28 protein-coding genes are annotated in these 26,591 nt (G+C 63.0%); 18 read left to right on the plus strand and 10 right to left on the minus strand.

The window, feature by feature from the left end; all coding sequences use genetic code 11:
• The first annotated feature begins 30 nt into the window (after window positions 1-30).
• The 6 genes from ureC to C1H69_RS20615 all read left to right on the plus strand — a co-directional run bounded on the left by ureC (window position 31) and on the right by C1H69_RS20615 (window position 4,756).
• Window positions 31-1,746 carry an urease subunit alpha gene (ureC, locus tag C1H69_RS20590; RefSeq protein WP_102655264.1) on the plus strand — a complete coding sequence of 572 codons (1,716 nt, stop codon included), beginning with the start codon at window positions 31-33 and terminating at the stop codon, window positions 1,744-1,746.
• Window positions 1,747-1,762: 16 nt separating this feature from the next.
• Window positions 1,763-2,233 (plus strand): urease accessory protein UreE, encoded by a 471-nt coding sequence (gene ureE / locus C1H69_RS20595; RefSeq protein WP_102655265.1) that lies wholly within the window; start codon window positions 1,763-1,765, stop codon window positions 2,231-2,233.
• Window positions 2,223-2,918: an urease accessory protein UreF gene (locus tag C1H69_RS20600; RefSeq protein ID WP_102655301.1), complete on the plus strand. Its 696-nt coding sequence runs from the start codon at window positions 2,223-2,225 to the stop codon at window positions 2,916-2,918. Before ureE ends, C1H69_RS20600 begins: the two co-directional genes overlap by 11 nt.
• A gap of 253 nt (window positions 2,919-3,171) precedes the next feature.
• A complete protein-coding gene (gene ureG, locus C1H69_RS20605; RefSeq protein WP_102655266.1) occupies window positions 3,172-3,810 on the plus strand; it encodes an urease accessory protein UreG in 639 nt (212 codons plus the stop codon).
• Between the two features lie 41 nt (window positions 3,811-3,851).
• Entirely contained in the window at window positions 3,852-4,451 is a 600-nt protein-coding gene (locus C1H69_RS20610) for a HupE/UreJ family protein (RefSeq protein ID WP_102655267.1), read from the plus strand.
• Window positions 4,452-4,528: 77 nt separating this feature from the next.
• Window positions 4,529-4,756, plus strand: a complete 228-nt coding sequence (locus tag C1H69_RS20615; protein WP_102655268.1) for a DUF1049 domain-containing protein — start codon at window positions 4,529-4,531, stop codon at window positions 4,754-4,756.
• An 8-nt stretch (window positions 4,757-4,764) separates the two neighbouring features.
• On the opposite strand, the gene C1H69_RS20620 is transcribed toward C1H69_RS20615, so the two are convergent.
• Both C1H69_RS20620 and C1H69_RS20625 read right to left on the minus strand, forming a co-directional pair.
• Window positions 4,765-5,688, minus strand: a complete 924-nt coding sequence (locus tag C1H69_RS20620; protein WP_102655269.1) for a YihY/virulence factor BrkB family protein — start codon at window positions 5,686-5,688, stop codon at window positions 4,765-4,767.
• A 522-nt stretch (window positions 5,689-6,210) separates the two neighbouring features.
• Window positions 6,211-7,269 (minus strand): serine hydrolase domain-containing protein, encoded by a 1,059-nt coding sequence (locus C1H69_RS20625; protein ID WP_240610032.1) that lies wholly within the window; start codon window positions 7,267-7,269, stop codon window positions 6,211-6,213.
• Between the two features lie 84 nt (window positions 7,270-7,353).
• Here C1H69_RS20625 and C1H69_RS20630 point away from each other — a divergent pair, with 84 nt between their 5' ends.
• The 7 genes from C1H69_RS20630 to dcd all read left to right on the plus strand — a co-directional run bounded on the left by C1H69_RS20630 (window position 7,354) and on the right by dcd (window position 12,724).
• Complete coding sequence (locus C1H69_RS20630) at window positions 7,354-8,028, plus strand: spermidine synthase (RefSeq protein ID WP_102655270.1); 675 nt, start codon at window positions 7,354-7,356, stop codon at window positions 8,026-8,028.
• Between the two features lies 1 nt (window position 8,029).
• Complete coding sequence (locus tag C1H69_RS20635; protein ID WP_102655271.1) at window positions 8,030-8,626, plus strand: hypothetical protein; 597 nt, start codon at window positions 8,030-8,032, stop codon at window positions 8,624-8,626.
• A 92-nt stretch (window positions 8,627-8,718) separates the two neighbouring features.
• Window positions 8,719-9,138 (plus strand): alternative ribosome rescue aminoacyl-tRNA hydrolase ArfB, encoded by a 420-nt coding sequence (gene arfB, locus C1H69_RS20640; RefSeq protein WP_102655272.1) that lies wholly within the window; start codon window positions 8,719-8,721, stop codon window positions 9,136-9,138.
• Entirely contained in the window at window positions 9,135-9,899 is a 765-nt protein-coding gene (locus tag C1H69_RS20645) for an RNA pseudouridine synthase (protein ID WP_102655273.1), read from the plus strand. Before arfB ends, C1H69_RS20645 begins: the two co-directional genes overlap by 4 nt.
• Before the next feature lie 117 nt (window positions 9,900-10,016).
• Window positions 10,017-11,087 carry a coiled-coil domain-containing protein gene (locus C1H69_RS20650; protein WP_102655274.1) on the plus strand — a complete coding sequence of 357 codons (1,071 nt, stop codon included), beginning with the start codon at window positions 10,017-10,019 and terminating at the stop codon, window positions 11,085-11,087.
• A gap of 183 nt (window positions 11,088-11,270) precedes the next feature.
• Window positions 11,271-12,071 (plus strand): iron-sulfur cluster carrier protein ApbC, encoded by an 801-nt coding sequence (gene apbC / locus C1H69_RS20655; RefSeq protein ID WP_240610034.1) that lies wholly within the window; start codon window positions 11,271-11,273, stop codon window positions 12,069-12,071.
• 86 nt (window positions 12,072-12,157) lie between these two features.
• Entirely contained in the window at window positions 12,158-12,724 is a 567-nt protein-coding gene (gene dcd / locus C1H69_RS20660) for a dCTP deaminase (RefSeq protein ID WP_102655276.1), read from the plus strand.
• Window positions 12,725-12,955: 231 nt separating this feature from the next.
• Here the strand turns inward: dcd and purN are convergent, their stop codons facing one another.
• Together purN and purM are read right to left on the minus strand one after the other, a co-directional pair.
• Window positions 12,956-13,717 carry a phosphoribosylglycinamide formyltransferase gene (purN, locus tag C1H69_RS20665; protein ID WP_102655277.1) on the minus strand — a complete coding sequence of 254 codons (762 nt, stop codon included), beginning with the start codon at window positions 13,715-13,717 and terminating at the stop codon, window positions 12,956-12,958.
• Window positions 13,714-14,790 (minus strand): phosphoribosylformylglycinamidine cyclo-ligase, encoded by a 1,077-nt coding sequence (gene purM / locus C1H69_RS20670; RefSeq protein ID WP_102655278.1) that lies wholly within the window; start codon window positions 14,788-14,790, stop codon window positions 13,714-13,716. The genes purN and purM overlap by 4 nt, the downstream gene beginning before the upstream one ends.
• A 173-nt stretch (window positions 14,791-14,963) precedes the next feature.
• On the opposite strand from purM, the gene C1H69_RS20675 reads away from it, so the two are divergent.
• Entirely contained in the window at window positions 14,964-16,040 is a 1,077-nt protein-coding gene (locus tag C1H69_RS20675; protein WP_102655279.1) for an AI-2E family transporter, read from the plus strand.
• On the plus strand, window positions 16,037-16,738 hold the full coding sequence (gene hda, locus C1H69_RS20680) for a DnaA regulatory inactivator Hda (protein ID WP_102655280.1): 702 nt from the start codon (window positions 16,037-16,039) through the stop codon (window positions 16,736-16,738). The genes C1H69_RS20675 and hda overlap by 4 nt, the downstream gene beginning before the upstream one ends.
• Before the next feature lie 25 nt (window positions 16,739-16,763).
• On the opposite strand, the gene C1H69_RS20685 is transcribed toward hda, so the two are convergent.
• From C1H69_RS20685 to C1H69_RS20695, 3 genes are all read right to left on the minus strand, one after another.
• Entirely contained in the window at window positions 16,764-17,300 is a 537-nt protein-coding gene (locus C1H69_RS20685) for a carboxypeptidase-like regulatory domain-containing protein (protein WP_102655281.1), read from the minus strand.
• Window positions 17,301-17,472: 172 nt separating this feature from the next.
• The gene (locus tag C1H69_RS20690; protein WP_102655282.1) at window positions 17,473-17,853 is read right to left on the minus strand and encodes a phasin family protein; all 381 of its coding nucleotides are present in this window, start codon (window positions 17,851-17,853) and stop codon (window positions 17,473-17,475) included.
• 193 nt (window positions 17,854-18,046) lie between these two features.
• Window positions 18,047-19,096 carry a sensor domain-containing diguanylate cyclase gene (locus C1H69_RS20695; RefSeq protein WP_102655283.1) on the minus strand — a complete coding sequence of 350 codons (1,050 nt, stop codon included), beginning with the start codon at window positions 19,094-19,096 and terminating at the stop codon, window positions 18,047-18,049.
• 288 nt (window positions 19,097-19,384) lie between these two features.
• Here C1H69_RS20695 and C1H69_RS20700 point away from each other — a divergent pair, with 288 nt between their 5' ends.
• The gene (locus C1H69_RS20700; protein ID WP_102655284.1) at window positions 19,385-20,140 is read left to right on the plus strand and encodes a helix-turn-helix domain-containing protein; all 756 of its coding nucleotides are present in this window, start codon (window positions 19,385-19,387) and stop codon (window positions 20,138-20,140) included.
• An 80-nt stretch (window positions 20,141-20,220) separates the two neighbouring features.
• On the opposite strand, the gene C1H69_RS20705 is transcribed toward C1H69_RS20700, so the two are convergent.
• Window positions 20,221-20,775: a hypothetical protein gene (locus tag C1H69_RS20705; RefSeq protein ID WP_102655285.1), complete on the minus strand. Its 555-nt coding sequence runs from the start codon at window positions 20,773-20,775 to the stop codon at window positions 20,221-20,223.
• Between the two features lie 256 nt (window positions 20,776-21,031).
• Here C1H69_RS20705 and C1H69_RS20710 point away from each other — a divergent pair, with 256 nt between their 5' ends.
• Window positions 21,032-22,411: a class II fumarate hydratase gene (locus C1H69_RS20710; protein WP_102655286.1), complete on the plus strand. Its 1,380-nt coding sequence runs from the start codon at window positions 21,032-21,034 to the stop codon at window positions 22,409-22,411.
• Between the two features lie 43 nt (window positions 22,412-22,454).
• On the opposite strand, the gene glpD is transcribed toward C1H69_RS20710, so the two are convergent.
• Window positions 22,455-23,957 carry a glycerol-3-phosphate dehydrogenase gene (gene glpD, locus C1H69_RS20715; protein ID WP_102655287.1) on the minus strand — a complete coding sequence of 501 codons (1,503 nt, stop codon included), beginning with the start codon at window positions 23,955-23,957 and terminating at the stop codon, window positions 22,455-22,457.
• A 185-nt stretch (window positions 23,958-24,142) separates the two neighbouring features.
• Window positions 24,143-24,901: a DeoR/GlpR family transcriptional regulator gene (locus C1H69_RS20720; protein WP_102655288.1), complete on the minus strand. Its 759-nt coding sequence runs from the start codon at window positions 24,899-24,901 to the stop codon at window positions 24,143-24,145.
• Between the two features lie 152 nt (window positions 24,902-25,053).
• On the opposite strand from C1H69_RS20720, the gene glpK reads away from it, so the two are divergent.
• A complete protein-coding gene (gene glpK, locus C1H69_RS20725) occupies window positions 25,054-26,541 on the plus strand; it encodes a glycerol kinase GlpK (RefSeq protein WP_102655303.1) in 1,488 nt (495 codons plus the stop codon).
• The last annotated feature ends 50 nt before the right edge of the window (window positions 26,542-26,591 follow it).

Here is a 26,591-nt window from a genome sequence, read left to right on the forward strand (position 1 = left end):
CGATGAGCGGACTACGGATGGAGGCGAGTGATGAAGCCGATCAACACGATCAGCCGGCAGGCCTATGCCGACATGTACGGTCCGACGGTGGGCGACCGGGTGCGTCTTGGCGATACCGAGCTTTGGATCGAGGTCGAGGACGATGCGACCCACTACGGTGACGAGGTCAAGTTCGGTGGCGGCAAGGTGATCCGCGATGGCATGGGGCAGAGCCAGCGCCATGACGACTCGGTCATGGATACCGTCATCACCAACGCCCTGATCCTCGACTGGTGGGGTATCGTCAAGGCCGATGTGGGGCTGAAGGGCGGTCGCATTGCCGCCATCGGCAAGGCAGGCAACCCCGATACCCAGCCTGACGTCGAGATCGTCATCGGTCCTGGCACCGAGATCATCGCCGGCGAAGGCATGATCCTCACCGCCGGCGGCATCGATGCCCATATTCACTTCATCTGTCCCCAGCAGGTGGAGGAGGCGCTCATGAGCGGCATCACCACCATGCTGGGGGGCGGCACGGGGCCTGCCACCGGTTCCAAGGCCACGACCTGCACGCCCGGGCCCTGGCACATCGGCAAGATGCTTCAGGCGGTGGATGAAATGCCCATGAACATCGGGCTCCTCGGCAAGGGCAACGCCAGCCTGCCCGGGGCGCTGGAAGCCCAGCTCGTTGCCGGTGCCATGGGGCTCAAGCTGCATGAGGACTGGGGCACGACCCCGGCCTCCATCGACAACTGCCTGAACGTTGCCGATCACTATGACGTCCAGGTGGCCATCCATACCGATACGCTCAACGAGTCGGGTTTTGTCGAGGATACCCTGGCGGCTTTCAAGGAACGTGGTATCCACACCTACCACACCGAGGGGGCGGGGGGCGGCCACGCGCCCGATATCCTCACCGCCTGCTCCCGATCCTATGTGCTGCCGTCGTCGACCAATCCGACGCGGCCCTACACGGTCAACACCATCGACGAACACCTCGACATGCTGATGGTGTGCCACCACCTGGACCCGAACATACCGGAGGACGTGGCTTTCGCCGACTCGCGCATCCGTCGCGAGACCATCGCCGCCGAGGACATCCTTCATGACATGGGCGTGATCTCCATGATCTCCTCGGATTCCCAGGCCATGGGGAGAGTGGGCGAGGTGGTATGCCGAACCTGGCAGACCGCCCACAAGATGAAGGTCCAGCGCGGCCTGCTGCCCGAGGACGAGGCGCTGGGTGCCGACAACTTCCGTGTCAAACGCTATATCGCCAAGTACACCATCAACCCGGCCATTACCCATGGGATCGCCCATGAGGTGGGCTCCATCGAACTGGGCAAGCTGGCCGACCTGGTGCTATGGAATCCGGCCTGCTTCGGCGTCAAGCCGGCGCTCATCATCAAGGGGGGCATGATTGCCGCTGCGCCCATGGGCGACCCCAATGCCTCGATCCCGACGCCACAGCCGGTGCACTACCGTCTCATGTTCGGTGCCCTGGGCAAGGCGGCCAGCGCGACTCGACTGAGCTTCGTCAGCCAGGCGGCCATCGAGAGCGGTATCAAGGAGCGGCTCGGGCTTGCCAGTCCACTCGCCGCTTGCAGGAACGTGCGTGGCATACGCAAGGGTGACATGAAGCTCAACGACGCCTGTCCCGAGCTCACCGTCGATCCTCAGACCTACGAGGTGCGTGCCGACGGGGTGCTGCTGACCTGTGAGCCGGCGACCGAACTGCCGCTGGCACAGCGCTACCACCTGTTCTGATGGATGGGAGATTGCCATGTTGAAATTGACCGAACGTCTGGGGCCCATCGCGGCTGGCCAGGCAGCCGATACCGTGACGCTGCCCTATGAGCTGCGAATCCGCGGACGGTTGAAGGCCGAAAGCGATAGCGGGCGGGCACTGGGACTCTTCCTGGATCGAGGCCCGGTACTGCGCAACGGAGAGGGCCTGCGTGCCGAAGGCGGAGAGGTGGTGCGTGTCCTGGCGGCAGTGGAGCCGGTGGTCACCGCACGGATCGCGGCGGGCCTGCCGCTGGCCCGACTCGCCTATCACCTGGGCAATCGCCATGTGCAGCTGGCTCTGGGCGAGGATGACCGGGGTGGTTTCGTGCGTTTCCCTCCGGATCATGTGCTGGAGGAGTTGGCCGAGCTTCTGGGCGCGTCCCTGGAACACCATGAGGCCCTCTTCGACCCGGAACCCGGCGCCTATCAGCAGCTGGGCGGGCATGGTCATGACCATGCGCACTGAAACAGGTGACGCCGGGCAGGGCGACCTGGCATTGCTGGGACTGCTGCAACTGGTCAGTCCGGCGCTGCCCATCGGCGCCTTCGCGTTTTCCCAGGGTCTCGAAAGTGCCTTCGAGCTGGGCTGGGTGGGGGATGAGGAGAGCCTCGGCGACTGGCTCCAGGGCGTGCTCGACGATGGTTTGACCCGCTGCGAGCTGCCGGTGCTGGCACGTCTTCAGGCGGCCTGGGCGAGCGGCGACAGCGAGGCCCTGGACGAGTGGAATGGCTGGCTGGCCGCTAACCGCGAAACCGACGAACTCGCCGCCGAGGATTCCCGGCTCGGCGCTTCCCTGGCGCGGCTGCTGGGCAGCCTGGAACTGCTGCCGGACGAGGCGGTTCTGCCCCGGAGCGCAGGCTATGTGACGCTCTTTGCCTGGGCGGCCCATGCCCGCGGAGTGCCGGTGCGACAGACCCTGATCGGCTTCGCCTGGGCCTGGCTCGAGAACCAGCTGGCGGCCGCCTGCAAGGCGTTACCCCTCGGGCATACCGCCGCCCAGCGGCTGATCGAACGGCTGCGCCCGGCGTTGGTGGCCGCGGTGGATGAAGCGCTCGAACTGAATGACGATGAGCTTGGCCCGGCGCTGCCCGGCCTGGCATTGGCCAGTGCGCTGCACGAAACACAATATTCGCGCCTGTTCCGGAGCTGATGGTGATGACTGCTTGGTGCCAGCCAGCCTGCTGCGCTCACCACGCCACGCGCTCGAAACCTGGCTCTTCGGCCGGACTCCCGCGGTCGGAAAGACGGCACATCCCTGTGCCGACTTTCCTCGATCTTCATTCCTGAAGATCGCCCGCGTCGTCTCGGCCATCGCGCCAGCGATCGCGTGAGGTGGCTTCGGCAGCAACTGATCTGGCGCCGTTTGAACAGACAGTGCCGCCCAGGCGGCCAAGGAGATGAACATGACACATTGCCTGCGCGTTGGCGTCGGCGGCCCGGTGGGCTCCGGCAAGACGGCGCTGCTCAAGCAGCTCTGCCTGGCACTGCGGGACCACTACGATATCGCTGTGGTCACCAATGACATCTATACCCGTGAGGATGCCGACTTCCTGCTCAAGCACGAGGCGCTGGCGGCGGACCGGATTCTCGGCGTAGAGACCGGTGGCTGCCCCCATACCGCGATCCGCGAGGACGCCTCCATGAATCTGGCTGCCATCGACGATCTTCAGGCACGCCATCCGAACCTCGAACTCGTCCTGGTGGAGTCCGGTGGAGACAATCTCTCGGCTACGTTCAGCCCGGAGCTCTCCGACCTGACGCTCTACGTCATCGACGTTTCCGCCGGTGACAAGATCCCCCGGAAGGGTGGACCCGGTATCACCAAGTCGGATCTGCTGATCATCAACAAGATCGACATTGCCGAGCAGGTCCATGCCTCGCTCGAGGTGATGGCGCGTGATTCGAAGAAGATGCGCGGTGAACGTCCCTTCGTCTTCACCAATCTCTACGATGGCGTCGGTGTCGAAACGATCATTCGTTTCATCCTCGACCGCGGCATGCTGCCGGAACGTCGGCCCCAGGCCGGGGCCATTGCGAGTTGACCCCTTGATTCACCCCTCTTGTCGGCAAGGAGATCGCCACCATGAAATCTGCATTTTCCATCGCTTCCCGGGCGGCCTTGGCCGCGGCGCCACTGCTGCTGCTGATGGCCGGAGTGGCCATGGCTCACCCGGGCCATCATCATCCCGAGAACGGCTTCGCGGCGGGTGTGACGCACCCGTTGCTGGGGATAGACCACCTGCTGGCCATGCTGGCCATCGGTATCTGGAGCTTGCGGCAGCCACGGAGCTTGAGCATGGGCACGCCGTTGCTGGCCGCCGGGGGGATGCTGCTGGGCGCGGGCCTCGCCTGGGGAGGGCTGGCGCTGCCTGGCGTCGAGTTCGGGATCGCCATGTCAGTGCTGCTGGCCGGTGTGCTGATCGCCGCTCTGGTCAAGGTGCCTGCCGCCGTGGGAGCCGGCGTCGTGGTGCTGTTCATGCTCTTCCATGGTCATGCCCACGGCAACGAGATGCCACATGGCGCCTCCATGCTCGCTTACCTGGCCGGTTTCACCCTGGCTACCCTGACGATCACCTTGGCGGGTCGCCTGGCGGGCGCCTGGCTGATGGCCCGCGAGAGCCGGTTGCTTCGCGGCCTGGGCGTAGCCATCGCGGCGGCCGGAGCCTTCTTCGCCATGGGCTGACCGAGCCCCGGGCCGCGGCTTGACACGATCGGGTGCAAGGATCAGCTTGGAAGAGTTCCTGGCACAGGGAGAGAGGGATGGACAAGCTGTTGTTGGCCGTCAAGATCGGGATTGCGGTACTGGTACTCATTCTGGTCTTGCAGAACATCGTGATGGTGGAAGCCCGCTTCCTGATCTGGAGTGTCAGGCTACCCATGGCACTGCTCCTGCTGGTGATCTATCTCCTGGGTATGGTCACCGGCAAGAGCTTGCTGGCGTTGCTCTGGCGCCTGCGCGATTCGCGCACCTCTCGCAGGGGGCGCTAGTTGTTCCGTCAATCCACATGGGTGATGGCCTGGTGTCGCGGGTCCACGTACCACGGCAGGCCGCGCCGGGCGTTGTACTCCAGCTCGGCGATGACCTGTGCGCCCAGCAGCAGGATAATGGCCCCCACTTCCAGGGTAAGCAGTACTACGATGAGCGTGGCCAGTGACCCGTAGACGACATTCACGAAAGAAAGATTGAGAAAATAGAACACCAGCAGTAACCGCACTCCTTCCCACAGCAGCGCCGCCACGAAACCTCCGACCACCGCACGCCTCAGTGCGATGGTGACCACCGGCAGCACCTTGTAGATAGCGCTGAACAGCAGGAAGACACCGATAAAACTGAACAGGTTGAGCAGTGGTTCGGAGAGGCCGGCGAAGGGCATGCTACGGCCGAGAATGGCCAGCCATAGGGTATTGACCGCTTCCGCCAGCGTGGCTATCAGGGTCAGGGCCAGCAGGCCGGTGCCCAGCACCACCATGAAGGCGTACGGCAGCAGTACCGACACCCAGACGCTGCGACCCTTGTGGGCGTCCGGGGCGTGAAAGATGATCGCCAGGGCATCCTCGAGCATGCGGAAGGCGAACGAGCTGAATACCAGCAGAACCAGAATGCCGAAGACGCCGATCACGTCACGTGAGTCGAGCAGGGCGCGTACCGCATCCATCAGCACTTCGGCATGGGCAGGGGCCAGGTGAATGACCTGCACCCCGAGCACCTCGAGCAGGATCTGCTCATCCACCACCCGGGTCAGCAGTACCGTGAAGAGAGCGAACAGGGGAACGATGGAGAGCAGGATATTGTAGCCTACCCCGCCGGCCAGCAGGATGCCTCGGTTGCGCAGAAAGGCGGCTAGCACGCGCCACAGGAAGCCCCCTACACGAGGGAGCAGGACGAAGGCGACGTTCCGTGTAGTGCGTACTCGAGACATGGCGCTTTGCCATCCTTGTGCCCATTGTATCGTGATGTACGGTTGGTGGCCTGCCTGGCATCAAGGTGTCGCGACAGGTGGCCTTGGAGATGGGTCTTGAAGCCGGGCCTTGCGTGTTGCCGCGAACGCCGCTGCAGCGTCACTCCTGTTGCAATGAGGGGATTTGACCACGCAAAAGTCAACAACCGTCGTGTCCTGGTTGTCGAAAGAGGCGGGAGGCGCGGCACGCTTCGCTGGCTTGATCCGGCAGGTTCGCTACACTGGATGCTAACGGCGGCATGATCGTGAGGGTCATGTCCTCATCCTGAAACCGGCTGGCAAGGAGAGCTGAGTGCGAAACATCATCTATATCATCGGTCTGATCGTGGTGGTCCTGTTTATCCTGTCCATGCTCGGTTTGCGCTGAACATTCCTGACCCGGCAATTCAGAGGGAGCCCCCGAGCGGCCGGATGCTGTTGACTGCATCCGGCCGCGGCGTGTTTCCGGGCCAGGAAACGCGCTCGACTGCCGATCGTCCACCGTTATTCATCACCTGTCTCGCCGCTCAGCAGGGTATCCACCATGCGGTTGAGCCTGTGTTGGAAGTGGCCGCCGGGGGAGGGAGGCATGGGATCGGCGGTGATGACGATGGTCAGCTTCCTGCCGGGAATCACGTACAGCGCCTGACCACCGAAGCCGCGGCCATAATAGGCCTGCTCTCCGGCTAGCGTGGTAATGAACCAGCCATATCCGTAGCCGTCGTTGGTCCAGCGGGAAATCCCTCTGGGTTCCCAGGATGTCTCGACCCATCCCTCCGGCAAGATGCGAGCCCCGTTGCTGGTGCCATCGTTGCGGTAGAGCTCTCCGATCTGCACCAGTGCCCGTGGCGAGAGCTGCATGTCGTTGCCGCCGAAGTAGATCCCCTGTGGGTCGCGAGGCCAGGCGGGGATGGTGATGTCGAGCGGCTCGCCGAGCAGCCGCCTGGCCAGGTCGAGGGTGCTTTCACCGCTGGCCTCCGTCAGGGCGGCGGAAAGAAGATGGCTCGACCCGGTGGAATAGAGCATTTGCCCGCCGGGCAGATCGACGAAAGGCCTGTGGAGGGCATCTTCGACCCAGTTCGGGCTTGCCACCCAGGCCCCATAGTTCTGCCCTGACGTGCGCTCGAGCCCGGCCTGCTGCGACAGGAGATGACCCACGGTAATGTCGCTCACCCGGGGGTCGACACCCTCTGGCACTCGTGGGCCCAGCAGTTCCCTTATCGACTGCTCGACATCGGCCACGATGCCTTGCTCGATCGCCGCGCCAACCAGAGCGGCCAGCACCGTCTTGGAGAGCGACTTTATGTTGGCCGGCTGGTCCAGCCCGGGACCGCCGAAGGCGCGTTCGAAGATGATGTCCCCATCCTCGGCTACCACCAGGGCATGCAGGCGAGAGATCTCGCCGGCTTCGGCCTCCAGCCGATCGAGATCGCCTGGTTGCAAGCCTGTGCTGGCAGCGCCATCCTCGGCCAGAACATGGCAACTCATCAGCCAGGCCAGCATAATGAGCAGCAGAGCAACGTATCGGTTGCAGGGGCGCCGGCGTGTTGGCAGGTTTTGCATTCGCTGTCCTCCGTGTGGTCAGCTCGGTCGTACGCTTGAAGTCCCAATGCGCAAGGCGCGTCCTACTCTCCATACAGAGTCATCATGGCCAAATTCGAAGTGATCGGCACTGCCGGTATTCCCGGCAAGGGAAGCGAGCTGCGGCTACTGCGGCGCAATGACGAGTTCTCCATCCGTATTGCCGGAAGCCCCGGTGAGCTGATGAACACCCGGCTGCATGGTTCCGAGGATGCCCTGGCCGAGTTGGCCTGTGAGCGTGTTGCCGGCCGTGCCGAGGTACGCGTGCTGATTGGTGGCCTTGGCATGGGGTTCACGCTGGCGGCGGCGCTTCGCTCGCTGGGCGGTCACGCCGAGGTGGTGGTGGCCGAGCTGGTTCCCGGCGTAGTGGAGTGGAACCGGGGGCCGCTGGGTGCGGCCGCGGGCAACCCGCTCGACGACCCACGCACGCGAGTTCGCCTGGGAGATGTCGGTGAGCTTCTGCGTCGTGAGCCGGGCGGCTTCGATGCTATCATGCTCGATGTGGATAACGGCCCCGAGGGGCTGACGCGTCGCGAGAATGACTGGCTCTATTCGCCGGAAGGGCTGTCTGCCGCCCAGGAAGCGCTTCGCCCCGATGGTGTGCTGGCGATCTGGTCGGCGGGTCAGGACCCGGCCTTCAGCGAGCGTCTGCGGCGAGTCGGCTTTCTGGTCGAGGAGGTCACGGTGCGTGCCCATCGTCCGGGCAAGGGGGCCAAGCACAGAATATGGCTGGCATTCTGACATGCGTTTCACCCTGACAAGACGACGTGGCCTGATCGTGATCCTCTCGGTACTGCTGCTGACGGGTTGCGTCGGTCGGGTGGTGCCGCCGACAAGCCTGTCGGAGCCGGTCGAGATCCATCTGATCGACCATGGCCGACATGCCAGCCTGGTGCTGCCGCATCACCAAGGCGGCATGGTCCGTTACAGCTATGGTGAGTGGAGCTGGTACGTGGAAGGCCGGCGACATCTTCTGGCTGGTATGATGGCGTTGCTGTGGCCAACCAGGAGCGGCCTTGGGCGTGGTGTACACGACGACGTCTCCTCGCCCCGTGAATTCTCCCGCCTGGCCCCCGAGGGTCTGATGCACGTCTATACCCTCGAGGCCGAGAGCGAGCGGGTGGAAGCGCTGCAGCGAAAGCTGGATGCCTATTTCGACCGGGAGGAAGGTGACCCGGTATATGTCGAGGAGTTCGGCCTCGAGTTCGTTCCCCATCCACGCGCATACTGGCTGGCCCACCAGTCCAACCTGGCCGTGGCCAGATGGCTCAGGCAGCTCGGGTTCGAGGTGGAAGGCTCCGCCTGGCTTTCCAACTGGCGTATCGAGTCGTCGCGGTAAGCGCCGTGAACGGTGCCTGGCTGGTAGCAGGCGTCACCCCTATTCTTACATTGACCCATGATTCGTATCACAGGTCGGCACAAGGCAGGCAAATGCTGGAACTCTCTCGCCAGGTCGTCATCCCCGACCATGACATCGACATGCAGGCGGTCCGTGCCCAGGGAGCCGGCGGCCAGAACGTCAACAAGGTCTCCACGGCCATCCACCTGCGCTTTGACATCCGTGCCTCCAGTCTGCCCGGGGAGCTCAAGGAAAAGCTGCTGGCGCTCAATGACCAGCGCATTACCCGCGATGGCGTCGTGATCATCAAGGCACAATCCCATCGCACCCAGGAGCGCAACCGTAACGAGGCACTGGCTCGCCTCAAGGCGCTGATCAAGAGCGCGATGTATGCACCGAAGAAACGTATCGCCACCCGGCCGAGCAAGGGCGCCAAGCAGCGCCGCATCGACAGCAAGAAAAAGCGGGGCCAGCACAAGGCATTGCGCGGCAAGGTCGAGGATCGCACATGACCATCCGGGATACGGTTTCCGACAGCGCCGGTGGCTCCGATGACCCGGCGGAGCGCCTTTCCAAGCGCCTGGCACGCCAGCATCCGTGTTCGCGCCGTGAAGCCGAGCTGTACATTGCCGGCGGCTGGGTGTCCGTCGATGGTCAAGTGATCGAGGAGCCGCAGTTCAAGGTCGGCCGACAGCGTGTTGAACTGGCGCCCAACGCCAGGGCCGAGGAGATCCCCCCGGCCACCCTGTTGCTCAATTGCCCTCCGGACCATGGTGTCGCTGACGCGTCGGGTCTGGCGCGGGCCTTGATCAACGTGGAGGCCCACTGGGACGAGGATCCGTCCGGATCGAGCCCGCTCAAGGCGCACTTTCGCGGCCTGACGCCGATGATGCCCCTGGGGCGGGGGGCGGGAGGCCTGCTGGTCTTCACCCAGGATCGCCGTGTGGAGCGACGGTTGAGCGAGAACCTCTCGCGGCTCGAACAAGAAGTGCTGATCGACGTGCGCGGCACGCTCGATGACGAGCAACTGGATACGCTGCGCCATGGCGCTGCCGTTCCCGGGCGGCGGCTGGCACCCTGCAAGGTCAGCTGGCAGAGCGAGAATCGCCTTCGCTTCGCCGTGAAGGGCATGATACCGGGTCAACTGGAGGCCATGTGCCGGGCGGTGGGGCTGGAGGTGGTGTCGGTGAAGCGGTTGCGGATCGGTGGGGTCTCCCTGGGGCGTGTGCCGGTGGGCCTGTGGCGTTATCTCGGAAACCGTGAGCGATTCTGAGCCAATTCGCCGCTCACATTGCACTCTCGTGATGGCTCTGTATGCTGAAGTTGATGTAACCAAGCCGCACGGCCCGTGCCGACCGATTCGCAGCCTGAGACAGAGAGGAAACGTCACATGTCGGAGACCTCACAACAATCATTGATTAAGGACAATCGCGTCAAGGCCCTGGTGGCCGTGGCGATTCTTGGCGTGATCTGGGCCATTTTCGCTCATAACAACGCCAGCTCCCACAAGGAACGGAGTGAAGCCCTCGAAGAGCAGCTGACGGCGCTTGAGGGAGAGCATCAGGATCTGGTCGGCCAGCTCAGTGAGCGTGACCAGGCCGGCGAGGATATCGACGCTCTGCAGGCACGACTGGCCGAGCTCGAAGAGGAACGCCAGTCCAGTGAAGCGGCCCTGGCCGACGAACAGGCGGCGGCGCGTGGCGACATCGAGCGCCTGGAAGCCGAGGTGGCCGAAACGGAAGCCCGCCTTGGCGAGCTTCAGGAAGCGCGTTCCTCGCTGGAATCCGATATCGAGGCGTCTCGGACCGAACAGGGTGAGATGGAGGAGGCGGCAGCGGCCCTGCGGGAGGACTACGAGGCCATCGACCAGGCCCGCACCGATGCCGAGGGCGCGCGTCAGGAAGCCGAGCAGGCTCGCCAGCAGGCCGAGGCAGCTCGCCAGGAAGCCGAGCAGGAGCGTCAGGAAGCCGAGGAGGCTCGCCAGCAGGCCGAGGCCGCGCGGGAGCAGGCCGAATCCGACCTGACTGAGCTGCGTGAGGAGTCCGCCGCCGCCGAGGAGCGCCTGGACACGCTCAATGAGGGGATCAGCGAGCGAGAAGCCACCCTCGAAGCGCTAGAGAACGATATCGAGGCATTGGAGGCATGGCGCAGCGAGGTCGAGCGTGAAGTAGGCGAGATCCGCGAGGCGCGCGAAGAGGCGGTGGCGGAACTCGATGACGCCCGCTCGGAGCGTGATGACCTGGTGGTGGCGATCGAGATCGGGCGTGAGGAAGTGGAGGATATCGAAGCCGCCATCGAACGGCGTGAAGAGCAACTGACGCGGCTGGAGGCCCAGTTGGCCAACTGGCGTGACGAGCTCTCCGATCTCGAAAGCCGCACGACCGGCGGCCAGGCAGCCCCCGAGGCTGACGACCAGAGCGGGGCCGAATCGGAAGAGGAAGCCGAAGCCGAGGAAAGCTGACGCTGAAGGGCACCGGTGACAGCCGTCGACCCGGCAGGACATGACACACGGCGGGCCTGGCTCGCCGTGTGTCCTCCTGTAGGGTGGGACGCCACTGCCGGCACGTTATACTGGCAGAAATCCGGTTAACGGGTTACGTCTACGCATCGGTACGATACGCATCAGTACAAGGAGTCAATCGTGATCGAAGGGGTCAAGCATATAGTTGCCGTTGCATCCGGCAAGGGTGGGGTAGGCAAGTCCACCGTGACCGTCAACCTGGCACTGGCCATGGCAGCCGAGGGGTATCGTGTCGGTATCCTGGATGCCGATATCTACGGCCCCAGCCAGGCCCAGATGCTGGGTGTCGCGGAGGGTACGCGCCCCCAGGCCGCTGGTGAGAACCGCTTCAAGCCCTTGGAAGCGCACGGCCTGCAGGCCATGTCGATGGCCTTCATGGTGGATACCCGCGAACCCATGGTCTGGCGTGGCCCCATGGTGGCCGGGGCGTTCCAGCAACTGCTCACCCAGACTGCCTGGGACGACCTGGACGTGCTGTTCATCGACATGCCGCCGGGCACCGGTGACATTCAACTGACCCTGGCGCAGAAGGTCCCGGTGAACGGTGCGGTCATCGTCACCACGCCACAGGACATCGCCCTGCTCGATGCCCGCAAGGGGATCGAGATGTTTCGCAAGGTGAATGTGCCGGTGCTCGGGGTGGTGGAGAACATGAGCCTCCATATCTGCTCCAACTGCGGCCATGGAGAGCCGATCTTCGGCGAAGGGGGCGGCGAGCGCATCGCCGAGGAGTATGAGACCCGTGTCCTGGGGCGCCTGCCGCTGACGATGGCGATTCGCGAACAGGTCGACAGTGGCCGACCGACCGTGGTGGCCGAGCCGGATGGAGACGTCACGGCCACCTTCCGCTCCATGGCTCGACAGATAGCGGAACAGGTCCAGGGGCAACAAACCGAAGGACCGAGCATCTCCTTCAGTGACTGAGTGCGACGGGCATTCGTGACGCCTGCCGCATGGGCCGCTATGATGGCGGCCCGGTTTCATGTTTCGATACACCATCAGGACGACCCATGAGTATCAAATCCGACAGTTGGATCCGCCGCATGTCCGAGCGGGAAGGCATGATCGAACCCTTCGAGGCTGATCAGGTTCGCTATGTGAACGACCAACGGGTGATCTCGTACGGGACGTCCAGCTATGGCTACGATGTACGTTGTGCTGACGAGTTCAAGGTGTTCACCAATATCCACTCGGCGATCGTCGACCCCAAGGCCTTCGATGAGAAGAGCTTCGTCGATATCAAGGGGGATGTCTGCGTCATTCCGCCCAACTCGTTCGCCCTGGCACGCACCGTGGAGTATTTCCGCATTCCGCGTAGCGTACTGACGATTTGCCTGGGCAAGTCCACCTACGCCCGTTGTGGCATCATCGTCAACGTGACGCCGCTGGAGCCGGAATGGGAAGGGCACGTCACCCTGGAATTTTCCAATACCACCAACCTGCCGGCCAAGATCTACGCCAACGAAGGCGTGGCGCAGATGCTGTTCCTCGAATCCGACGAGGTGTGTGAAGTGTCCTACAAGGACCGAGGTGGCAAGTACATGGGCCAGCGGGGCGTAACGCTGCCGAGGACCTGAGGCGCGAAGCAACCCCGCGGTCGTGAGTTGAAGCTGCGCCGACAGCTGTTTGTCTCTTCTGGGGTGGAGAATATCGCTGTTGGAGCGCTCGGTTCGACGCCTCGACTCCGCATCGCGACTGGCGCCCTGCTTTTTCCACCCTGTTGGAGCGCCGCTTTGCGTCGCGACTGGCGCCGTCAGGCGCCCCGGCGGAGCTTCCAACGCCGGTAACCCCGCGCAGGTACCGATCTGTCAGTCTTCGTCCCGTTCCTCTTCATCCAGTTCCTCGGCGGCATCGGCATGCGACAGCCGCAGCCCCTGGGGTGGCAGGGGAGTGCCATCCAGGGTGGCGCCTTCGCCATCGAACCGTAGCCGACCCTCCAGGAACCACTTCACGGCAATGGGGTAGATCAAGTGCTCCCGGGTATGCACCTTCTCCCTGAGGCTCTCTTCGGTCTCGCCTTCGGTGACGGCGACGGCGGCCTGGACGATCACCGGTCCGCCATCCAGCTCTTCCGTGACGAAGTGGACGCTACAGCCGTGCTCGGTGACGCCATCGGCCAGCGCCAGGGCATGGGTGTTCAACCCCCGGTAGGCGGGTAGCAGGGAGGGGTGGACGTTGAGCATGCGTCCCAGGTAGCGCTGCACGAAGCGTGGCGTCAGGATGCGCATGAAGCCGGCCAGCACGATCAGGTCCGGCTGGTGACGCTCGATCACCTTGATCAGGGCGCCATCATAGGCATCTCGGCTGTCGTATTCGCCGTGGGGCAGCACCACGGCGTCGATGCCGGCGTCGCGGGCTCTCACTAGCCCATGGGCATTCGCTACGTTGGATATCACCGCAACGATGTCGCCCCCCAACTCGCCGTGATGCTGGGCATCGATCAGGGCCTGCAGGTTGCTGCCGCTACCGGAAATCAGCACGACCACCCGCCGAACCTCGCTGGGTTCGGGGGTGAAGTCGTTCAGCGTATCGCTCTGTGGTGAATCGTGCGTGAAGTTCGGATCACTCATGCCTTGAGGTTCTCCAGACGGACCGGCTCTTCCTTGTTCCGGCGTACCTCGATCTCACCGATGCGATAGACGGTTTCGCCCAGGGCCTGCAGGTGCGCGCGGGCCTTGTCGGCCTGGTTGGCCGGTACGACGATCACCATGCCGATGCCGCAGTTGAGCACCCTGTGCATCTCATGCTCGTCGACGTTGCCCTGTTCCTGCAGCCAGTCGAAGATGGCAGGGCGGGTCCAACTGGCCACATCGATGCGGGCGCCTAGCGATTCGGGCAGCACGCGGGGAACGTTTTCCAGCAGGCCACCTCCCGTGATGTGCGACAGGGCATGTACGGGAACGTCGCTCTCCTTGATCAGAGACAACAGCGGCTTGACGTAGATGCGGGTCGGCACCAGCAGGGCATCGCCGAGAAGCTGCCCGTCGATGGCGGTATCCAGCGATGCACCGCTCACCTCGAGGATCTTGCGGATCAACGAGTAGCCGTTGGAGTGAGGCCCCGAAGAGGCGATGCCCAGCAGCACATCACCTTCGGCAACCTTGCTGCCATCGAGAATCTCGTCCTTCTCCACCACGCCGACGCAGAACCCGGCAAGGTCGTAGTCGCTGCCTTCGTACATGCCGGGCATTTCCGCGGTCTCGCCACCCACCAGGGCGCAGCCGGAGCGCTCGCATCCCTCGCCAATGCCGGTGACCACATCCGCGGCGATGTCGACATCCAGCTTGCCCGTGGCATAGTAGTCGAGGAAGAACAGCGGCTCGGCGCCGGCGACAACGAGGTCGTTGACGCACATGGCCACCAGATCGATGCCGATGGTGTCATGCTTGCCGAGATCCATGGCCAGGCGAAGCTTGGTACCGACACCGTCGGTACCGGACACCAGCACTGGCTCGCGGTAACCGGTGGGCAGCTGGCAGAGAGCCCCGAAGCCGCCGAGACCGCCCATGACCTCCGGCCGAGTGGTGCGCTTCGCGACGCCCTTGATGCGTTCGACCAGGCTGTTGCCGGCGTCGATATCGACCCCTGCGTCCTTGTAGCTGAGCGGTGCCTGGGACGGCTGGTCGGAAGTGGAATCGGTCATGGCCTGTCCTGTATAAAAAGTCGCTGTTAATGAATCGCTGTCGAGATACCATCGACTTGGCGCGTCGATACCCGGGAACGGGCCGACGAACAGTGGGCAAGATCGGGCCCGAATTGTAGCATTACGGCGCACGGCTCGCATCGCCGTGGTCGGCCAAACTCAGGGAGTGTGCGATGCGCAGAGAGTGGGGGATTCCGATAGCGGCGGTTGTCGTGATATGGCTGCTGTTCCAGCTGGAAACGATGCTGATGCCGTTTATCGCCGGCATGATCCTGGCGTACCTGGCCGATCCGCTGGCCAATCGAGTCCAGCACTGGGGCCTGTCGCGGACGCTGGCGGTCTGTGTCGTCTTCCTGCTGCTGTCGCTGGGTCTGGGGCTGGCACTGCTGGTGCTGATTCCCCTGGCGGTCCAGCAGGTAAGGCAGTTCGGGCAGGTGGTGCCCGGCATCTTCGAGTGGGTGGAAACGGTGTTGGCGCCCCAGGTTCGGGGCTGGACCGGGCTGGATGTCGCGGCGGACCTCGGCGACGTGCAGGAAACACTAGTGGAGCACTGGCAGGATGCCGGTGGCTATCTGGCCCAGTTCCTGGGCCAGATAGGACGCTCGGGCATGGCGTTCGTTACCTGGGCAACCTATGTGGCATTGATTCCCGTGGTGACCTTTTACCTGCTTCTGGACTGGGGGCGGCTGCTGGAGAACCTGCGCAACCTGGTGCCACGCCAGTGGGAGCCCGAGGCGGTGCGCCTGGTTTCCCGCTGTGACGATGTCCTGTCGGCCTTCCTGCGCGGTCAACTGCTGGTCATGCTGACCCTCGGGGCCATTTACTCCATCGGGCTGACGTTGATGGGCATTCGCTTCGGACTATTGATCGGCATGGTGGCGGGGCTGGCCAGCATCGTACCCTTCCTGGGGTTCATCGTCGGTATCGGTGTGGCGCTGATCGTGGCCTTCTTCCAATTCGGGACCTGGCTGGCACTGCTCGGCGTCGTGGCCGTGTTCACGTTCGGGCAGATCATTGAAAGCACGGTGCTGCAGCCGAAGTTGCTGGGAGACAAGATCGGTCTGCATCCCGTTGCCGTGATTTTTTCCGTGCTGGCAGGGGGGACGCTCTTCGGTTTCACCGGGGTCTTGCTGGCGCTGCCGGCAGCGGCGGTGATCATGGTACTCTTGCGTGAACTGAAGGATCGTTACAAGCGCAGTAGCTTGTACGATACCAGTCTACGCAAGAGACACGATGAGGATTCTCCATGAGCCGAGCACCGGCCCAGCTACCGCTGGGAGTGGGGCTGCGTGACGATGCCACGTTCGCCAGCTTTTTGCCGGGCAGTAACGCCACGCTCATGGATCGCTTGTCTCATCAGCTGGACGAGGGGGGAGAGCCTTTTCTCTACCTGTGGGGGGCGCCCGGCACCGGACGCACCCATCTGCTGCAGGCGGCCTGTCATGCCGCTTCCGACAGGGACATGCGGGCCTTGTACCTGCCATTGGAAGAACTGGGTCATTTTCCGCCTCTGATGCTCGAGGAGGTCGAACGGTTGGACCTGGTGGCCATTGATGATGTCGATGCGGTAGTGGGGCGGAAGCGCTGGGAGGAGGGACTGTTCCACGCGTTCAACCGGCTGAGGGATGCCGGCAGGCACTTGATCATGGCGGCTGGCGTTTCGCCGCGTCAGCTGCCGACCAAGTTGCCGGACCTGGCCTCCCGCCTCACCTGGGGGGTCACCTTTCACTTGCAGGGTCTCGACGATGAAGAACGTCTCCAGGCGCTGCAGCTACGTGCCCGGATACGGGGAATGCAGTTGCCCGGTGACGTGGCACGCTACATTCTGCACCGTGGACCGCGCGGGCTTGGCGAGCTCTGCGAGGCGTTGGCTGTACTCGATAGCGCCTCTCTCTCCGCCCAGCGCAGGCTGACCATACCTTTCGTCAAGCAGGCGCTGGGCTGGTAGTTCCGCCCGAGAGCGCTAACGGTGGTCATTGGCTCAGGTTGACCTCCTGTCTCTGACCGCTGCGTAGCGATATCTGCCGGATGATGACCTGTCGCTCTCCATTGGCAGGATTGACCACACTCCCCGAGACGTAGAACTCGCCGGCAGGCAGCCCCTGCATCGTGAAGTTGCCGTTGTCGTCGGTGCGGGCGGTATGGGTGTACTCCCTTGCCCGAGGGTCGGCGGGCTCCACGGCACGCCCTGCCAGGGCCTGCTCGGCCGCCTCGGCAGAATAGGTGGTCACGGGTGCCATCGACACCGTTTCTCCCGCTCCAGCCACGCCATTCAATGCCAGCCGCCCGCTGATGGCGGCAGAGCCAGACGTTTCCAGAGCCGCATACTCGGACTCCGGGAATGCCACCTGGCGTGCCACGCGACCCGGCGTGACGGGGGAATCGACGTCGGGATCGCGTGTCTCACCGACATCGATGACTTCGATACGCTCGGGAGAGGGCGCCGGTTCCCACATCTGGCAGCCTGCCAGGGTCAGGCTGAGAACGGCCACTGGTATCCAGGCTTTCATGTGTTGCATCCTCGTGATGTTGCCCGTGCGCTACGAGAATAAACGATGCACGACGGGTTGAGACACCCCCCGGCAAGGGAAACGTGGCAGAGAGACCGAAACGTAAAAGACCCGTCGATCGGGGATCGACGGGTCTTGTCGTCATGCCGGCCCGGGGCCGGCCACCAGAGCGTTACTTGGCAGCTTTGGTGGTGGTTTCCTGAGCCTGCTTGACGTTGGACTCGGCCAGCTTCTGGCTCTTCTGCACGAAGTCCTGCTGCAGGGAGACCACTTTCTCGGCATCGCCCTTCAGGCGCTCGGTCAGGTCCTTGGCGACCTGCTGCTGGCCTTCCATGTAGGTGCGCAGACCTTCGGCATCCTTGACGTTCATCAGGTCGCGGATCTGGGCCAGACCGGTTTCGGTGTAAGCCTTGGTAGCGTCCAGTTGAGCATTGACCAGCTTTTCGGTGTAATCCACGCTCAGCGCCGCATAGGCACGGGCCGGGCCAAAGAACATGGCTTCGAACTGCTTGGTATCGAATTGCTTGGGGTCAAAGCTGAAAGTGTTGGTCATGATAGGAACCTCCGGGGTTCTTGAACTGATAGACGAACGGGGAGATCCCGCCCTGCTGCACCGCACAATAGCAAAGCGATTTGTGCGGTGCAATATGGTTTTGGCTCATTTTTGTAAGCCCCGGTTCAGTCGTACTAATACTGCTGGTACTGCACGGACCCAACTGGCCAGCGGGGCGCATGTCGAGTAGGACCTACCTTGCCAATCCGGCAGGAGCGAAGTCCAGAGAACCAGGCGGTACGTTGCCTGGAAGCTCTATTCGGTTACGGCCGTTGCGCTTGGCCTGCAGAAGCAGGCTATCGGCACATGCTATCAGCTCTTCCAGAGTCTGGCTGCCTGAAGCCAGGGTGGCGATGCCGATGCTCACCGTCGTCGGAGTGGCATGCTTGAGCGTGGCGCGGAGCCGTTCGGCCATCTCCCATGCCCCTGTGGCGGTGGTCTCCGGCATCAGGAGAATGAACTCATCTCCGCCATAGCGCCCAACCAGGTCGCAGTCACGCACCGTGGCCATGATGGTGCCCGCCACGTCTCGCAAGGCCTGGTCGCCCGCGATGTGTCCAACCCCATCATTGATGGTCTTGAAGTTATCGACATCGAGCATCATCAGGCTAAGCGGTTGCCCGTAGCGCTGTGCCCGTTTGAGTTCGGTATCGGCCAGCGTCATCATGTGTCGGCGGTTATAGGCGCCGGTGAGATCATCATGAGTCGCCAGGTGGGTCAGTTGCCGGTTGGCTGCCAACAGTTCCGCGGTACGCTCGACCACGCGGCGCTCGAGTTCCTGGCTGGGTGCTTCTTGGCCAAGGTGGCCGGGATGTTGTTCACCGAGCTCCTTGGCCATGCCAAACAGGTGGGTCATCACGCCGTCCGAATTGGGTATCGGCACCATCAATATCTGCCAGCGCCCGTGTCGGTACAGACCGTCCCTGTCCAGAAACACGCCGGTTTCCTCATAGCGGACCGGAATACCTTCCTCGACGCACCGGACACAGTGGGCGATGACGTCTTTGGCCAGTTGTGCCGGAAGCAACTGATCGATTCGTCGACCGACACACGACAGGCCATCGCCCAGCATGGACGGTTGGGCGGGGTTGAGCGCCTCGATGACGAATTCCCTGGGGCCATCGGCCCGCAGGATGAACATGTGCTCGGGAAAATGCTCCCACAAGTGACTGATGAACAGCTTTCCAACGTTGTTGACCAACCGGCTCAGAATGTCCGAGCCAAGCCAGGGTGATGTTTGCATGGGTCCCCCCCCTGTAGCGATGACTTGCCCGATACCACTCGTTTTTCTATGTCGTGAGGCGAAGCCTTGTCATCGGCTTTCCGTAATCCATTGCGCGTCGCAGCACTCACCTTAGGCCGGGACGACCGTTCATGCAGTATGGTTTTCTTCATTCCATTGAGCCTTTGCTTCTGAAGCAGGCGCGCATCAAAGCATGGTTGTCCTCATTTGCCTGCCAACCTGCTCCATGCCGCCCTGGCCCTCTCCTATACTGCAAGGGGCCATTCCTGACAGCGGTAGGTAGTTGCCATGGCGTTCAAGAGCAGGATGCTACGCAAGGCCAGCCAGGACGGAGTCGACTGCCGGACATGTCACCTGGGTTCGCTGTGCCTGCCCAAGGAACTCTCCCGGGATGAGGTCGCCGAGTTCAACGGGCTCATGTGTCCCAGGCCGACGCTCGGCAAGCAGGAGCGGTTGGCTGTCCAGGGCACGCCATTCGCAAGCCTGTTCGCAGTCCGTTCCGGGAGCCTCAAGCAGGTCACCACGACGGAGAGCAATGAGCGCCTGGTAACGGCCTTCTTCCTGCCGGGCGAACTGGTAGGCCTCGATGCCATTGCCGCTGGCGCATACCAGGGCACCATCGTTGCGCTGGAATCCACCTCCGTGTGTGAATTGCCCTATAGCCCGCTGGATGACCTGTGTGGCCGGGTCCCCAGCCTGCGTCGTCAACTGCAGCAGACCCTGAGCCAGGAGATCCACGGTGAGCGGTTCAAGCTACACAGGCTTCTGCACCGTACCGCCGAGGTACGGCTTGCCTGTTTTCTCCTGGCGATTTCCGATCGGTTTCGCCTGCGCGGCTATTCCCCCCACACGTTTCACCTGGCAATGTCCCGTGCCGACATCGGTAGCTACCTGGGCCTCACGCCGGAAACCGTGGGCCGTACCTTGCTGGCCTATCAACGCCAGGCCCTACTTGCCATACAGGGACGGGAATTCCAGCTACTCGATCTGGGGCGCATGAACCGCTTGGCCGAGGCCAATGGCCGCCGCTATCGGAAAGTCTGACGGTCATGACGTCGCCTGCCAAAGCAATGGCCTGGCGAAGCGACCCGGGCCTGGCGGGGCCTGGGTCATGACTCGGTTCCTCACTTCTCACTGCAACGCGACAGGCCCGAAACCAGCGGGCTCGATGTCCAGAGCTCCGGTCGTGTCGCGCCAGAATCCGCGTCGAGTCGCCATTGCTCCTGGCTTTCCAGGAGAATGTGGTATTCCGTCCCTTTTTCCATGGCGAACGCCCGCAAGGGCTCATACAGTTCGGGGGTGGGAGTGGTCTCCAGTAGCCATTCCAGGAACAACCGCGATTCTCTGGCGCCCTCCAGGGCCTGCTCGAACATCTGCTCTCCCATGGCATGGTCAATCACGAAGAAGTGCTGCCGTGTCTTCGCGAAGCGGGGGGGCATGTTGGGGCTCTGTTTCGGCAGGCAGTCAACCAACTCCAGCCGCTCGGCAGCAGCCGATAGTGTCTGCAGGCGACGTTCGCACTCTTCCCCAAGCGTCGTCATGAGACTGCTGACATGAGAGGCGGTTGGTAGAAAGCTGAGGGCAAGCTGCCGGTAGCGGTGAAGCTCTCCGGTCTCGTGAGCATGGGCCAGGGTGAGTTGTTCTTGCGGCAAGAGCACGAGAGCTGACGAATCTTCCATGATGGTACTTCCCCCTGTCGTGATACTTGTAAGGCCGGTTGACGGGCCGGTGACAATTGCCCCTGCATCCTAGGTAGTGCGAGGGCGTGCTGCCACGATAGTTATCAGTTTCTGGCGCAACGAAGCAAAGAAAACATTGTTCAACTTGATACCTGTCAGGATCTCGCCCTTCAGCGTCCGCCGAAAAGGAACCTTGCATGAAACCCGACAGGGAACCAAGGTGACCACAGGCTCTCGACAAGCAAAGGAGACGGCAATGAGCGAGCATCGCATCGAGCGTGACAGCATGGGTGAGCTGAAGGTACCCGGCAACGCCCTCTATGGCGCCCAGACCCAGAGGGCGGTCAATAATTTTCCCGTTTCGGGCCAGTCGATGCCGACAGCCTTCATTCACGCCATTGCGCGCATAAAACTGGCGGCGGCGAGGGTCAACCGAGATCTCGGGTTGCTGGAGGGCGACCGCGCGGAAGCCATTGTCGAGGCGGCCCAGTCGATCATCGACGGTCATCATGACGACCAGTTTCCGATCGATGTCTTTCAAACCGGGTCGGGCACCTCGAGCAACATGAACGTCAATGAAGTCATTGCCCATCTGGCGAGCCGCGAGGGGACGGCGGTGGGACCCAATGATCATGTCAACATGGGGCAGTCCAGCAATGACGTGATACCGACAGCCATTCACCTCTCGGCCGCCATCGGAACAACGACGTCGCTGCGCCCGGCGCTGGTCCATCTACGGAACACCATCGACAGGCGGGCGCAAGAGCTCGATGGGGTGGTGAAGACAGGGCGTACCCACCTGATGGATGCCATGCCGCTGCGGCTCGGTCAGGAGCTGGGAGGGTGGTCGAGCCAGGTAGGCCAGGCCATCGAGCGCCTGGACAGCGCCATGCTGCGCTTGTGCCGATTGGCCCAGGGCGGTACCGCGGTCGGCACCGGCATCAATGCCCACCCCGAGTTTGCCCGGCGAATGGCGCAGGAATTGAGCCACCAGACCGGGCTTGCTCTGTCGCCCAATGACAGCTTCTTCGCCAGCCTGGCTTCCCAGGATGCGGCGGTGGAACTCTCCGGTCAGCTCAAGGGGCTGGCCTGCGTCGTGATGAAGATCGCCAATGACCTGCGCTGGATGAATTCCGGCCCCTTGGCCGGGCTCGGTGAAATCGAATTGGAAGCCCTGCAGCCTGGCAGTTCGATCATGCCGGGTAAGGTCAACCCCGTCATTCCCGAGTCGGCGGCGCAGGCGGCGGCCCAGGTCATCGGAATGGATGCCGCCGTGACCGTGGCGGGGCAGAGCGGCAACTTCCAACTGAACGTGATGCTCCCGCTGGTCGCCTACAACCTGCTTTCCTCGATCACGCTGATGAGCCAGACATCACGCTTGCTGGCTGATCGCGCCATCGCCACGTTCACGGTGCGCGGGGACAACCTGGCCGAGCCATTGGCGCGCAATCCCATTCTGGTCACCGCACTCAACGCGGTGATCGGCTACGACGCGGCGGCAGCCATTGCGAAGCAAGCCTACAAGGCGGGGCGTCCTGTCATCGACGTGGCCGAAGAGCAGACCGACCTGAGCCGCGAAGAGCTGGAACGTCTACTCGATCCAATGAGCCTGACCCAGGGCGGCATCCCTGGCTAAGGGTGGGCCCGGCTGTCGGAAGGCTGGCAAACGCGGCCGTCTGTCAGGCGGCCAGTACCTGTCGATGGCTATCGACATGGGCCGTCAGGTGTTCCATTTGCCGGGGCGTCAGGCGCAGGCCGAGCTTGGTGCGCCGCCACAGGATGTCCTCGACGTTGACGGCCCACTCATGAGCGATGAGATAGTCGACCTCGGCAGCGGTCAGGCCGGCACCGAACGCTTCCCCAAGGTCTGCTTCACAGGTGGTATCTCTCAGGAAGCGCAGGCATAGCGTGCCGTAACTACGGGTAAAGCGCCGTGCACGGTCGGCGCCTAACCAGGGATAGTCATTCAGCAGTCGCTGGGTGAAGGCCGCCTGGTCCCCGATATCCCCACCGGGCAAGGACGCCCCTGCCGTCCAGGGGCTCCCCATGGTGGGCAGCGAGGGTCCCAGCAGTTTCAGCGCCGCTTCGGCCAGCTTGCGATACGTGGTGATCTTGCCGCCGAATACCGAGAGCAGGGGGGCACCCTGGTCATCCATCTCCAGCGTATAGTCGCGCGTCATCGCTGAAGGGTCGGGGGACTCGTCGTCGCACAGAGGGCGCACGCCCGAGAAGGTGGTAATCACGTCGTCTCGGCTCAACTGCTGGCGGAAATGGTCATTGACCACCCCGAGCAGGTAATCGATTTCCTCTCCCGTGGTCGTGACCTGGCCAGGGTCGCCTTCATAGCGGCGGTCGGTGGTGCCCACCAGGCTGAAGTCGTCCTCGTAGGGAAGCACGAAGACGATCCGGCGGTCGCCGTTCTGCAGGATATACGCCCTGTCATCGGTGTTGAGCCTGGGAACGATCAGGTGGCTCCCCTGGATCATGCGAATCGAATAGCGCGAGGGGCGGTTGGCCTGCTCACGAATCACCTTTTCCACCCATGGGCCGGTCGCGTTGACCAGGGTACGGGAATAGCGCTGGAAGCGATCACCCGTACGGACATTCTCCAGCTCGATGCACCAGCGCCCCTGCTCCTGGCGTACGCCCGTGCAGCGCGTCCGTACCAGCACTTCGGCGCCACCTTCTCGTGCCTGGAGGGCATTGAGCACCACCAGCCGGGCGTCATCGACCCAGCAGTCGGAATACTCGAAACCGCGCACGATTTCCGATTTCAAGGGGATGTCGACATCGAAGCGCACTCCCTTGGAACCGGGTAGCTGCTTGCGCTTCCCCAGATGATCGTAAAGGAACAGGCCGGCGCGAATCACCCAGGCGGGGCGCAGATGTGAACGGTGCGGCAGGATGAAGCGCAGCGGCCAGATGATGTGAGGCGCTTTCTTCAGCAGGATTTCCCGTTCCCGCAACGCTTCCCCCACCAGCCGAAATTCGCGGTGCTCCAGGTAGCGCAGGCCGCCATGAATCAGCTTGCTGCTGGCGGAAGAGGTGGCACCGGCGAGGTCCGCCTGCTCGCATAGCGCGACGGAAAGCCCGCGGCCGGCGGCATCGTTGGCGATGCCGGTGCCATTGATGCCTCCGCCGATGATGAAGATATCGAGGAGATCGCGAGAAGTGTCCGTCATGGGGATGGGCTCCGGTCAGCCGGCGCAGTCGTACGCCAGTCAATCTCATCATGTTTGAAAGCGAACATAGATGAATCGAAACCGAACATCAAGTGTTGAAAACGCAGGCGTCGGGCCAATATGGCGCCGGCATGACCGGGCAGGTGTTGTTGACTGCTGGATCGAACGGGGAGGCGAGGGCCGGGTCAGGCAATGTGCAGCGCCACGTCATGGGCCTGCATCAGGTGCACGATCGCTTCCGGAGGCTGCCTGTCGGTAAAGAGGGCATCCAACTGGGCGATATTGCCCTGGCGTACGACCGGGTTGCGATGGAATTTCGAATGATCGGCCGTCAGGTACACCTGCCGCGAATTCCGTATGATAGCCTGGGCGACCCGCACTTCCTGGTAGTCGAACTCGAGCAGGGAACCGTCCTCGTCGATACCACTGATGCCGATGATGCCGTAATCGACCTTGAACTGGTTGATGAAATCGATAGTGGCTTCGCCAATGATGCCGCCATCGCGGGAACGTACCTGGCCCCCGGCAATGATGACGTTGAAGTTCTCCCTGTGCTGGAGAATGGCCGCCACATTCAGGTTGTTGGTGATGACTTCCAGCCCTTGGTGCTCGAGCAGCGCTTCCGCCACGACCTCGTTGCTGGTGCCGATGTTGATGAACAGCGAGGCATGATCGGGAATGTGGCTGGCTACCAGGATCGCGATTCGGCGCTTGGCTTCGAGATTCAGGTTCTTGCGGGTACTGTAGGCCGTATTGACCGTGCTCGATTCGAGGCCGGCACCGCCATGAACCCGGCGAATCAACCCCTCGCCAGCCAGGGCATTGAGGTCGCGCCGGACTGTCTGGGGGGTAACGGCGAAGTGCTCCGTGAGCTGCTCGATGCTGGCATACCCCTGGCGGCGCACCAGGTCGACGATGGCATCCTGACGTTGCTGCTGGTTCATGTCGGCTCCCTTTTCGATCGCACGATTGTAAGCCATCCGGCATGGCATCGGCAGGTGGCGGTTCTGCACATGCGCCAAAAGTCGTAGAGCATTGCGAACACACTGCAGTACTCTTGATGATCATAAACGAACATACAATGACAGGACGTATCATGGCCGACTACCTGCTTGCCATTGACCAGGGCACAACCAGTTCCCGTGCCATTCTTTTCGACCGCGGCGGCCGTGTGGTCCAGGTGGCGCAGCAGGAGTTTCCGCAGCAATTTCCCCATGACGGCTGGATCGAGCACGATCCGGAGGCCATCTGGGAAACCGTTCTGGCAACCAGCCGAGAGGTGATAGCGCAGGCCGGCGTGACGCTGGAAACCATTGGCGGCATCGGCATCACCAATCAACGCGAGACCACGCTGCTATGGGATCGGGCCACCGGGGAGCCGCTCTACAACGCCATCGTCTGGCAGGATCGTCGCACGGCCGACAGTTGCCAGGCGCTGCGGGAGCAAGGGTGTGGCGACATGGTCCAGTCCCGCACGGGGCTGCTCATCGACCCCTATTTTTCGGCCACCAAGCTGACCTGGCTGCTGAATAACGTCGAGGGCGCCCGCGAGCGTGCCGGGCGTGGCGAGCTGGCCTTCGGTACCGTCGACACCTTCCTGCTTTGGCGTCTCACGGGGGGGAAGGTGCATGCCACGGACGCCACCAATGCCTCCCGTACCATGCTGTTCAATATTCACGGCCAGCAGTGGGATCCAGACCTGCTCGAACTCTTCGACATTCCCGAGGGCCTGTTACCCGAGGTGCGCGATTGCAGCGCCGATTTCGGCTATGCCGAGGCGCACTGGCTGGGAGGCGAGCTCCCCATAGCCGGCGTAGTGGGGGACCAGCAGGCGGCTCTGGTTGGCCAGGCCTGCTTCGAGCCCGGCATGGGCAAGAGCACCTACGGCACCGGCTGCTTCATGATCGTCAATACCGGCGACAAGGCCGCCACCTCACGCAATCGGCTGCTGACCACCGTGGCCTATCGGCTCCACGGCAAGACCACCTATGCCATGGAGGGCAGCATCTTCGTGGCCGGTGCCGCCGTGCAGTGGCTGCGCGATGGCCTCAGGCTGTTTGACGATGCGGCCGAGACCGAGGCGCTGGCCAGGCAGACCCGGGATGGCCATCACGTCTATCTCGTGCCGGCCTTTACCGGTCTCGGCGCCCCGCACTGGGACCCGAAGGCGCGGGGCGCCATCTTCGGTCTGACCCGGGATACCGGCATAGGAGAAATCGTGGCGGCCGGGCTCCAGGCGGTCTGCTACCAGACTCGCGACCTGCAGACCTGCATGCGGGACGATATGGACGCCACACCGGGCAAGCTGAGAGTGGACGGAGGCATGGTGAAGAACAGCTGGCTGGTGCAGTTCCTTGCCGACATGCTGGGGGTCCAGGTCGACCGTCCTACCATTCTCGAGACGACGGCACTGGGCGCCGCCTATATGGCAGGGCTCCACCTTGGCTGGTATCGCGACCTCGACGAAATCGCAGAGCTGTGGCGCTGCGAGAAGAGCTTTCTACCCGAAATGCCGGAAGCGGAGCGCGAGCGGCTCTATCAGGGCTGGCTGGAAGCGGTCGAGCGGGTGAAAAGCGAACCCTGAACGCTTGCAAAATCCAGCGATATCGGTAAGATGTGCATCCGTTGCCGAGG

Origin of the sequence: Billgrantia endophytica (genome assembly GCF_002879615.1) — a bacterium.
Taxonomy (GTDB): Bacteria; Pseudomonadota; Gammaproteobacteria; order Pseudomonadales; family Halomonadaceae; genus Halomonas; species Halomonas endophytica.